This window comes from Sorangium sp. KYC3313, assembly GCF_052075895.1.
Lineage (GTDB): Bacteria > Myxococcota_A > Polyangia > Polyangiales > Polyangiaceae > Sorangium > Sorangium cellulosum_B.
This window is the reverse complement of record NZ_CP197255.1, coordinates 11196235-11206286: the sequence shown is the minus strand read 5'-3', so window position 1 is coordinate 11206286 and position 10052 is coordinate 11196235. Positions and strand designations below refer to the sequence as shown.

General features: G+C 69.6%; 12 protein-coding genes. 1 reads left to right on the top strand and 11 read right to left on the bottom strand.

Annotated elements, in window-relative coordinates:
* Positions 1 to 180 precede the first annotated feature (180 nt).
* The 8 genes from ACSRUE_RS42740 to ACSRUE_RS42705 form a co-directional block, all read right to left on the bottom strand.
* On the bottom strand, positions 181 to 1746 hold the full coding sequence (locus ACSRUE_RS42740; protein WP_441288591.1) for an IS1182 family transposase: 1566 nt from the start codon (positions 1744 to 1746) through the stop codon (positions 181 to 183).
* Positions 1747 to 1829: 83 nt separating this feature from the next.
* On the bottom strand, positions 1830 to 2657 hold the full coding sequence (locus ACSRUE_RS42735) for a hypothetical protein (RefSeq protein WP_441288590.1): 828 nt from the start codon (positions 2655 to 2657) through the stop codon (positions 1830 to 1832).
* Between the two features lie 7 nt (positions 2658 to 2664).
* Complete coding sequence (locus ACSRUE_RS42730; protein ID WP_441288589.1) at positions 2665 to 3282, bottom strand: DUF488 domain-containing protein; 618 nt, start codon at positions 3280 to 3282, stop codon at positions 2665 to 2667.
* Positions 3283 to 3459: 177 nt separating this feature from the next.
* Complete coding sequence (locus ACSRUE_RS42725; protein WP_441288588.1) at positions 3460 to 3597, bottom strand: hypothetical protein; 138 nt, start codon at positions 3595 to 3597, stop codon at positions 3460 to 3462.
* Positions 3594 to 3845 (bottom strand): helix-turn-helix domain-containing protein, encoded by a 252-nt coding sequence (locus ACSRUE_RS42720; RefSeq protein ID WP_441288587.1) that lies wholly within the window; start codon positions 3843 to 3845, stop codon positions 3594 to 3596. Before ACSRUE_RS42720 ends, ACSRUE_RS42725 begins: the two co-directional genes overlap by 4 nt.
* Before the next feature lie 4 nt (positions 3846 to 3849).
* Positions 3850 to 4353 (bottom strand): hypothetical protein, encoded by a 504-nt coding sequence (locus tag ACSRUE_RS42715; protein ID WP_441288586.1) that lies wholly within the window; start codon positions 4351 to 4353, stop codon positions 3850 to 3852.
* On the bottom strand, positions 4350 to 4481 hold the full coding sequence (locus tag ACSRUE_RS42710) for a hypothetical protein (RefSeq protein WP_441288585.1): 132 nt from the start codon (positions 4479 to 4481) through the stop codon (positions 4350 to 4352). The genes ACSRUE_RS42715 and ACSRUE_RS42710 overlap by 4 nt, the downstream gene beginning before the upstream one ends.
* Positions 4482 to 4523: 42 nt before the next feature.
* The gene (locus ACSRUE_RS42705) at positions 4524 to 4709 is read right to left on the bottom strand and encodes a hypothetical protein (RefSeq protein ID WP_441288584.1); all 186 of its coding nucleotides are present in this window, start codon (positions 4707 to 4709) and stop codon (positions 4524 to 4526) included.
* Positions 4710 to 4942: 233 nt separating this feature from the next.
* Here ACSRUE_RS42705 and ACSRUE_RS42700 point away from each other — a divergent pair, with 233 nt between their 5' ends.
* A complete protein-coding gene (locus ACSRUE_RS42700; RefSeq protein ID WP_441288583.1) occupies positions 4943 to 5788 on the top strand; it encodes a hypothetical protein in 846 nt (281 codons plus the stop codon).
* 69 nt (positions 5789 to 5857) lie between these two features.
* Here the strand turns inward: ACSRUE_RS42700 and ACSRUE_RS42695 are convergent, their stop codons facing one another.
* The 3 genes from ACSRUE_RS42695 to ACSRUE_RS42685 all read right to left on the bottom strand — a co-directional run bounded on the left by ACSRUE_RS42695 (position 5858) and on the right by ACSRUE_RS42685 (position 9701).
* Positions 5858 to 6994, bottom strand: coding sequence for a hypothetical protein (locus tag ACSRUE_RS42695; RefSeq protein WP_441288582.1), 1137 nt, complete (start codon positions 6992 to 6994; stop codon positions 5858 to 5860).
* Positions 6995 to 7146: 152 nt separating this feature from the next.
* The gene (locus tag ACSRUE_RS42690) at positions 7147 to 8226 is read right to left on the bottom strand and encodes a hypothetical protein (protein ID WP_441288581.1); all 1080 of its coding nucleotides are present in this window, start codon (positions 8224 to 8226) and stop codon (positions 7147 to 7149) included.
* A gap of 83 nt (positions 8227 to 8309) precedes the next feature.
* Positions 8310 to 9701 (bottom strand): sigma factor-like helix-turn-helix DNA-binding protein, encoded by a 1392-nt coding sequence (locus tag ACSRUE_RS42685; RefSeq protein WP_441288580.1) that lies wholly within the window; start codon positions 9699 to 9701, stop codon positions 8310 to 8312.
* Positions 9702 to 10052 lie beyond the last annotated feature (351 nt).

The following is a 10052-nucleotide window of genomic DNA, read 5'->3' as shown; positions in this document are numbered from 1 at the left end:
GCGATCAGCGCTCCGCCGGCTGTGCCGGTCCACCAGGCCCCCGCCGAGCGCCAAGGCGCGTAGGGCTCGGTTGCTCGGGCCACGCCTCGGCCGGAGCCACCGGTCAGAAGAGCCCTAGAACGGCGAACATACTGAAAATCGTCTGATTCCAATGGTTTATGCTGCCTCCTGGAGCAGCCGCTAGGCCGCCTCGAGATTCTGGATCGCTGCCGCACGCCGAAGATCGAACAGGTTTCTCCTGGCGCCGATATAGCGCGCGGTGTGTCCTTTCCGCGCCGCGATGTGGGCGAGGGCATGCTCCACAGCTATCCGCTGCCGGAGCACGGCGCGCCCTGGCCTGGTCTGCTGCAGCTTCCGGAACTTGCGCTGCAAAGCTTCGTCCTCGGCGATGGACACGGTCCGCCCTCGTCCCGAGGCGGCCTTGGTGCACTTGGCTCGGAGGGGACACGCGCCACATTCCTCGGGATCAAACTCGACCGTGTCGCCCGGTTCGAACACTTCGACCTGTCCGGCGGGACATGTGATTGTCTTGGCGCGCAGGTCGATCTTGAAATCGAGCTTGCTGAACAAATCGAGCTTGCGAGCCCGCTGCCCCCAGGGTTTGGAGAACACCTGGCCGCCCGCGCCGATCACGCGGCCCACAACGGGACTGTTCACGTAGGCGCGATCGATGTGCAGCTCAACGACGCGTAGCCCCTGATGCTGCACGTCCTCGGCGATCGGCGCTGCCCCCTCTTCTTCCGGTCGATTCGCTGGCGTCACCGCGCAGGCAACGATGACGGGAACGTCAAGGTCGCGTGCGATGTGCTCCTTGTAGCCGTCAAACCGCTTCGAGCGGCTCTTGCGGCCGTGGCGCATCTCGGCGTCCTCGATGGAGACACGGCGGTCAGGCGCAACACCTCGCCGGATGCGAACGGTCCCATCCTCGGCTCTTTCCAGGTCCTGGGCTCGGACCTGTGTGACCGCTTCCAGATAGGTACGAAGCGGCTGCTCGACGACGTCGTCCAGGTGGCGGTCGACCCACTGCTGCAGCGACGAGACCTGCCGCTCCAGGATCTGAATCGCTGCCGCCTTCTGTTTCGGGTCGCTCCAGTCCAGGTCGAGCCCGGCCTTGATGCTGGGAGCCAGAAGCAGCGGGATGCCCGCCTTGCGGCAGATCTCCTCGGGCGGACGCTCCGTGATCTTCGACACGACGCGGACGATGCTGCGTGCAGCATGGCCGAGCAGGTTGATCGTGTCCTCAACCCGCCCGGCCCCCGCTAAAGGGCGGCTATCAATGGCCACGCGCAGCGCCTTGGACACCGCACGCCTCTCGCCCTCCGTCATAGCGCCAGACCGAACAAGCGCCACGGTCCGCTCCAGCAGCATCCGGTCCATCTCATGCTCGACCATCCGCTCTCGGAACGCCTGCAGCGCGCCCTGCGAGAACGGCGGCGTCGCCGCACCCAGGCAGCCGAGCACCATCTGCCAGCGCAGGTCGACGACGGACAACTCCACCGCCTCGGCATCGGATGCGCCGACGTAGCCTTGGAGCAGCGTGACCATGCACATCAGCGCCGGTGGATGCGGCGGCTCGCCTGCCCCCGTCGTCCGGTACATGCCCTCCAGCTGCTCCTGGAACGTCTCATCGAACAGCTCGTGCCGGTGCTGCCTGAGAAAGCCGAACAGTGCTCTCACGCGCGTCAGCCGCTTCATCAGCGCCTGCTCTTGCCGCGACAGCTCCACCGGCGGCGACCATCGTTCCATCCGTGCACCTCCGGACGCGGACGAGATCATGGCCCGACGAGACCGTCGAGCCTTGCATCGAAACGACCGGAATTATCACAAAATCAACCTGATCGGTCCTCTAGCTGCTTCTCGTGCGGCATGGGGAACATGGCGATGATGACCCACGGGTTTGGGGCGACGAAGTGGAACTGCTGCGTGGTCCCGAGGAAAAAGTGCAGGTCCTTCGGCAGGAACTCGCCAAAGTACTTCTGCCGGACCTTCGCGAGCGCCCGCGGCTCGTCGCCGTCAGCGGAGCGGAGGCAGTTCCAGTAGAGGGCACCAGCCTCCCTGTCGAGCACCTGCAGCTCGCTCTGGCGCCCGGCTGCATCTTCGAACTTGTACGAGAAGCTGTAGGGCAGCTTGTCGATCTCCTTGAAGGTCTCGCGCCAGGTCTTGTCGGCGAAAAGGTCGTACAGCTTCGTTGCCTCTCGCATCTCGCGGACCTTGTCCGGGTTCCACTGCCGCTCTTCAGCCTCCCACACGAACTCCAGGATGCGCGTTGGCTTGAACACCGCGAGCGAGACCTGGTTCGCCTTCGCGCCTGCGATCAGGTCGTCGAGGCGATCATACACGCGTGCGGTCTTGAGCAAGATGCGCCGACGCTCGCGCCAGTTGTCGGAGGTGTCGATGTGCTCGACAGGATGTAACTCATGCTCGTCGACGGGACGGAAGGTCTCTGGGTGAGGGTCGGTTGCGTTTCGAACGAGGCGGCAGTCGAGCCAGTGGAACTTGCTGTACTGCTCTTTCTCGTCGAGGCGTCGGAAGGGGACGGGGTAGATGCGGACCCACGATCCGTCCTCGCGAACGCCGGCCGTGCATACGGTCTCGCCGTACTTCCGCGAGAGCGTCGAGTACGTCTTGACCGTGATGAGAATGCGCTCCTTGTCCATGCCCCCCTCACAGGTGCGTCGCGGAGAAGTCCTTCCCGAATCGCGCTTCGAGCGCTTCGGCCATGCAGTGGCGATGGCACTGGTTTGGAAGGTGCTCGTAGCAAGTGAGCGCGACGCGCTCCCCGCCATCGACCCAACCCCGGCTCTTCTTCAGTGCGTCTGCCTGCTTCGGCAACCAGGTGCGGTCGTACTCAGCGAAGAGCGCGTCGTAGTCCGCTTGCGTCTCGAGGCTCTGCCGTTGCTCGGAGGCAATGCCGAGCTCAGGCAGGTGCTCGTAGCGGATCCCCACGCCCTCACATCCCCACGCCAGCGTGCTCTTCGAGAAGCCGTACTTGCGGCTGAGGGGGTTGCGTCGGACGTCGCACAACACCGTGATGCCGCCCTTGAGGAGCAGGTTCAGGTAGCTCTCGAGAGTGTGTCCCTCGTAGCCGGTCGTCTGCAGCGCCCGCCCGCTCGCCCCTGTCCGCGCTGATGCGATGCGCGCAAGCGCGTCGCGGTCTCCCTTGTGCACGCGCTCGGCGACCTCGCTGCGCGTGGCGAAGAAAGGGAAGCGACGGTACGTGTCGGCAACGAGTTCATCGCCGCGCAGCGCGCGGTATCGCTTGGCGAACGCCGTGAGCTGCATGTTGCCCGTCCGACCAATGATGCGGCGGCCGTCATCGGTGAGTTGCCAGCTGTGCTCGTCGTCTACGAGCAGCCCTCGCTCGATGAGCTTGCGGCGATCCGCGTAGGACGTGAACGAGAAGGCTCCGAATTTGTACGACACGAGGTCGTACGGCGCGCCCGACGACGGCTCCTGGCATTAGAGGAACAACAGCTTCTGGAAGTCGAGCTTCCCTGCCGAGCCTCCGACCGCGTCGAGCAGCTGCAGCAGCTGTCGCTGGCGCGCGAACAGCATGGGCGTCGTCTTCGTTGATGTGCGGGCGTGGGCCGTGGTCATTTCTTCTTCCTCGTGGAGTTGCGGCACACGGGCTTGGCTCGCGCCTGCGCCTCGTTCGCTCCTTCTGCACGCACCCAGTCGTCCACTTCCGAGAGCTTGAACTTCCAGAGCTTTCCGATCCGGTGAGCCGGCAGGCCCTTCGCATCGATCCAGCGGTACACGGAGTCTCTGGCGACGCCGAGGTGCAGGGCCACCTCTTCGACGGACACCCAGGGCTCGGCGGTCTGAACCTGCGCGACGGTTTGCATTCGCTCAGACCCTACCAGCGTCGGCACTCCCAAACAATATTCTACATAAGTCGACCAGAGTCGATGAAACGAGTCCAGGGTCGGTCCTCTCCCACGCCCCCCGCTGCTCCACCCGGCTCCCGGCGTGCGCGACAGCCCGCAGGGCCCGCTCGCTCATGGGCTCGGTGCCGTCGACGGCTTCGAGCGTCAGGACGGCTTGCTGAAGATCGGGCGCCATGTGCAAGAGATCGAGCAGCTGCGTCACCCGGGCCCGCGTGAGCCCCAGCTTGCACGCAACCGCGGCCCGGTCGGCCACGAGGCCGCGGTCGATGGCACTCTGCAGGTGATGCGTGAGGGCGAGCATCCGGGCGACCTTGGCGGGGCGACGCACGGGCTCGGGCTTCGAGGGCGGCGGCTCCTCGGTCAGCGTCACGCGCGAGCTGCGCCTTCGGAACAGCGTGCCCGTCAGGATGTGGCGGTCCTTGGGCGCGTCCTCGGACATCACGGCCTGCTGCGTGTCGAGACTCATGCGGCCTCCTTCGAGCCGGCATCGGCGGCGAAGTTCACCAGCTCGACCTCGACGACGCCGGTCTCCTCCTTCACGCGGACGGCAGCGACGAGGGCGCGCAGGAGGGGCCCCTGGTTCTCGGGCGTCATCAGTTTCCACACGCGCGCGAAGTCGCGGAGCGCGGCGCCGATCTACTCGGCCTCTTTGTCGGCGACCTCGAGGTCGAGCCGGTCGCGCGCTGTCTCCGCGAGCTGGTGCTCGGCGGCGACGAGCCGGTCGGTCTCGGCGCGGAGCTTCGCCTCGATGAGCTTGCGCGCGGCCTCGAACTTCCCCAGCTCCTCGGTGTACTTCGACGCGTTGACCGAGGCGCTCGCCACCCCCGCCTGCCCATATGGACAGGGAGAGGGGTCATCTGGACAACCCGCGCGCCCATCTGGACAGGTGGTGGGCTCATCAGGACATCCCACCCCTCCGCCTCGCCTTCCGGCTCCGCCCACCCGTGTCCAGATCCTGCTCCGTGCTGGACGTCTCCACAACCGAGCTCATCCTTGCCGCTTTGCGTCGTGCCCCGAGGGGCGCGGGTCGCAGGAGGAGGGGTCAGGCAATCATCATGGCAAAGCAAGGACAGGATTTCGATCGCTGGGTCAAGGTCGCCGCCGGGTCGGAGCGGACCGACAACCCGCTGAACATTCCGTACGACATCGCTGTGCGCGAGGCGGTCGCCGCCGCGGCGTTCGTGAAGAAGTACTGGGAGCCCGACGGCGAGCGGCCGGGCCTCAAGCGGGTCAAGAGCCGCCTGCCCGCATCGAGCAGCGACGAACTGCTCTCCATCGTGCAGGCCGTGCAGGAGGCGCAGACTCGGCTGCTCCTCATCGTCGATCCGGCTGTGGCCGATCTCGGCGAGCGCGCCCGGTTCGTCGTCGATGAGCTCGAGTCGGCGCTCGAGTTCCTGCTCGACGACGACGTCGACGAGCCCGCCGACGCGCAGCTCGCGCGCATCAAGGAGTTCCACGCGCAGGACGGCCAGCGCTCGAGCGCCCTCTCCCAGGCGCTCCGCGATTACGCGGGGCTCGCGGAGCCGCTCAAGGATCGCCTGGTCGAGGCGGACGAGGCGTTCGACGCGCGCCTCATCGCCGAGGCCAGGAAGCTCGCGGAGGATCTGCAGCGGCGAGCGCTGGAAGCGGCCCCCGAGGTCGGCGCCTCGACCGCCGCGACCACGATCCGCAACCAGCTGCTGCACCTCATGGTCGGGCGCGTCGGCGCCATCCGGAAGACCGCGGCCCACGTCTTCCGGCGCCACCCCGAGATCGCCCGCGAGGTGACGAGCGCCTACGAGCGGCGCCGGCGCGCGTCGGCGCGGCGCGAGAAGGCCCGCAAGGCCGCCGAGGCCGGACAGGCCAACGGCAAGCCGGCGGCGGCGTCAGCGCCCGCGACCCCCGCGCCCGCGACCTCCTAGACATCGGCCGGCGCTCGGCCGTCGTCATCCCGGTCGGCGGCGGCTCCGGCGGGGGCGGCTCCGGCGAGCTCAGGCGATGCAGCAGAACGTGGACGGCTCGGTCGCCTGGAGCTCGCCGACGGGCTCGCCGCCCTGCGGCGCGCACGCGCCCGGCTCCATCGCCACGACCGCGGCCGACTTGCTCCCCAGACCGAGGCCGGGCGGCGTCACCCCGCAAAACGGGACGCTCGAGTCGACGAGGGTCGACGCGACCAGGTCCGTGCATGCCGCGTCGCGGTACACGGACGCCATGATCGTGCACGAGGCGCCGGTCGGCTCGCCGCAGCTACAGGGGGTGCAATCGCGGCCGTCGAGCACGTCTTTATAGAAGACGTGCCTCTGGGCGTAGCCCTTCGGACACTCGGCTTCTCCCTCGTGGTAGACGCAGGTCAGGAACCCGGGCGGCGCTGCCGGCGCGCACGTCGTCGCGTCGGCGCACGCGGTGTGCGCCCCGGCGACGCAGGCCTTCGCGCGCGTCGCCCACCAGCGCGCGTTCTGGGGGATGGGTTGCGGGACTTCGATGCGCGGCGTACACGCGCCGGCCGTGATCGAGGGCGCCGCGATCGTCAGCGACTGCACGCAGGGCTCGCCGTTGCAGTCCTGATCGGCGGGGATCGCGCTCCCGGCGGTGCAGGCGCCGTCCCACGCGTCGGGCGCGGGGAATGGCGTCGCGACGGCGTCGGGCGCATCGCCGGGGCACGAGGACGACGATGCGGCCCACGCGGTGGGGAGCGAACACGAGACCTCGGGCGGGTCGCACGCGCAGGTCGGGCACGTCTTCGGCACCTGCTGGAGATCGGCGAAGCCCTCGTACCCGATCGTCGGCGCGTCGGCGGGGCATTCGGGGGTGGCCTCCGGCGGGCCGAACCAGAGGAGCGCCGGGCCGGACCAGCCGAGAGGGGCGGGGGAGACGCACTGGCCGGAGCACAGCGCGCTGTGCTCCTCGCCGCCCTGTCCGCCAGAGCCGCCCTGACCGCCAGAGCCGCCCTGACCGCCGCCGTCACCACCACCACCGCCGCCCTGACCGCCGTCGCCGCCGTACTTCTCGCACCACTCAGGATAGTGGACGCGCTCTTCGTCCGAACATGGGCCCTCAATGACGATGGGGGCTTGGGTGCAGCTCGCAGTCAACAGGACGCCTGCGAGGGCAAAGCTCGGAACGCGCATGCGTCGTACCCTATGGGAATGATGGCCCTGAGCGCAAGGCGGCTGTCGTACCGCGGGCCTGGCGCGCGCTGAGCATTCCCTCGGTCGTGAAACGTTTCTCATTTTTTTTTGTCACCTTGGGGGAGGGCGGATATCTCTGCCGCCGGACCTCCTCATAGGTTCAGTTCGAGACCGATCCCGAACGCCGCACCGAGCGCGGGAGCGCTCCAGATTGCGCGCTCTGCTTCGGCGATGCCTCCACGACGGAGGAGTGACGCGTCGATCGTGCGCTGGACCGCCTCGGCAGTTCCGTACCCAGAGAGGCCCTCTGACAGCGGCCACCTGACGCCGGCTCGCAGGCCAATTCCGGCACGAAGATTCAGCAGCATTCTTGCGATCCTTGGAGCTTCGGGCACGACACGGAGCACGCCGAGCTCTCCGACCCCGCACGCGAAGAGAAACTGCCGGTGAAGGCACAGGGCAGCGTTCGCGGTGAGCGCCGATGTCGCCACACGCACGTCGTCCACGTTCGTCGACAGCGACGAGAGCCCGCGGGCTTCCAGCGCGACCGACCATGCCGGCCAGCGTCCCGTGACCGCCAACGTCGGCCCAACCGCAACGCCGGGCGTCAGCCCCAGCGCCATCGTGGCGCCGGCGCCAACGCTCCACCGGATGCGCTCCGCCGCGGCTTGCCCCGCACTGCTCGAGGGCGGCGCCCGCACGGATCGCAGCTCGCGCGCGGGCGGCGCCTTGCCCTGCCGGCGCGCGGGCGGCGCCTCGCTCGGCGGCGGCGCCGGCTGCCCCGCGCACGGGCGCTCGGGGGAGCACGGCGCTTCCGCGGACGTCGCCGGCTCTTCCCGCGGGGCCGGCGCTGCCTGCGGGGCCGGAAGCTCGCCCGTCTCGTCGAGCTGCACCGCGATCGACAGGGCCACCGTCGACACCAGCGCCCTGCAGTCGCCGCGCGCCCTGTAGCCGTCGGTCCAGATCACCACGCCGCGGCGATCGCGCAGGTATATCGACGCGATGAGCTCGCGCTGCCCTTGTTCCATCGACACCGCCATCGTGAGCGGAGCCTCCGCGTCGAAGGGGTCGAAGCCCATGCGCCGGGCGATCTCCGCGCGCAGGAACCGCTCGTCGGGGCAGCGCTCGGCCCCTGGGCCGCGCGTGAGCTCGATCCGCACGCGCGCCCGGGGCGGTCCGGAATCGGCCCGGACCGGCGCGGCCGCGAGCTGCGCGGCAAGGGCCGCGACCATCGAAGCGAACGCTGCGCACCATGCCCGCTTTCCCCATCGCGGGGCGCGCGACGCGACGCGCGCGTGAAGCGGCGGTTTTGCGGTCATCGCCGCTCGTGCCCTGCCGTGCCGCCGGTCGTCTTCGCCGGCAGCACCTCCGCCCTCGACCGAAGACGCTCGCGCAGCAACCTCAGCCGGCTCTGTGGAAACCGCTGCGCGTGCGCGTCGATGTGCTTCAGGGCAGCGCCGCGCTCGCCGTGAAGCAGCGCTTGTCTGGCCGCATCGAGCAGCGCGAGCTCCTCGTCGAGCCGATCCTGGCTCTGCTCTGGGGGCGCCGAGACGTGCCTCCATCCGGCGGGCTTGCGCTGGCCTGGCCCATCGGTCGTCCGTGCCGCGGGCGCTCGGGGGCTCTGGGGGTCGGCGGAGCGCGTGGCGTCGTCGGGGCGAGGCGCTTCACCGACAACGCCCCGGGGTCGCGGCTCCGGCGTCGGGGCTGGATGTGTGCTCCGGGCGACGACGATGGGTATCGCGCCCGGGCCGAGGTGGCGCGCCCAGTCGACCGGTGCTCGAGCGAGCCAGGCGGCCAGGAGCACGCCGCCGGCGACGCCTGCCGCACCCCACCCGAGCGCCGCTCGAAGGGCCCGGGCGACCGGGCGCGCGAGCCGCACGAAGCGTGCTCGCCACCGTGTCCCATCGCCCCGCGCTCCGGCGCTCGGCGTGGCCGGGTCGCTCGCGGGCAGGATCGTCTCGCGGAGCGAACGCAAGGAGGTCGCGGAGAACAGCGGGAGCACGACGACGCTGGACCGGAGCGCCCGCCTCTCCTCGGGGCGCAGCCGCTTCTCGGCGGCGCGGTAGTCCCGGCGCGCGAGGCGCAGCCGGCTCGCGGCGGTGTGCTCGTTGAGCGAAAGGGCGCGCGCGATCTCGCGCATCGGGACATCGTACGCGTCGGCCAGGAGGAGGATGGCGCGGCGCTCGGGCGCGACCTCCGACAGGAGGCGGATCGCGAGCGCAAGCCGCTCCTTCGCGGCGATGTGATGCTCGCTGCTCGCCGCGGCGTCTGCCCGCTGGAAGTGGGCGGCGTCCGCGAGCCCTACCGGCACCTCGCGGCGCCGGTAGGCGCGCTCCAGATGATGGCGGACCTGCCGCCAGGCGATCCCGAAGAGCCACGACGCCTCGGCCCTCCAGTGCTCGCCGAGGCGCTCCGGCCGAGATGGATCGGGCATGCCCGTGGGTGTGGTGCGCAGCCAGGCAGGCGTGTCGCACGGTGCGCTGTCTGCGGCCACAGCGGCCTGCGCGGGCGCTGCGGCGTATCCCACGGTGTCTGGCGAGTCCACCAGGACCGCGGCGCGCGCGCTGCTGGACCGCATCGGGTCGTACCGGGGGAAGCTGCGGTAGGCGCCCAGCAGGACGTCCTGGCACAGGTCGTCGAGGTCGTCCTCGGCGACGCCGAGGAACCGGAGCATGCCAGGGAGGACATGAACGGCGGTTGTATGCATGGATGTCCAGGCGCCGTGCTGGACCGGGTCGGTCGGAGGACGAGAAGGGCTCATACTCAGAATTACGGGGCGTTTCTCGCAGCCGTCACAGAATCGGTCCGGGCCGAGGCCCCCTCCGACCCGATGCGGCCCCCCTCGACCCGGTGCGATCCCAGCTCGGACGAGGGGCGACCCCTTCGACCGGGTGGAACGCCCGATGGGAGGGGAGCAGGTCGTCCAGCAGCCCGAGGCATCCATCCGCTGTGCGCCGCGTGGCGAACCTGCCCGACCCTCCGATCCTCCGGGAGCTCGATGGCGGGCCCCCCGCGCCCAGAGTGTCGTGATGTCACGATAGCGCGTGCGTGTGCTGGT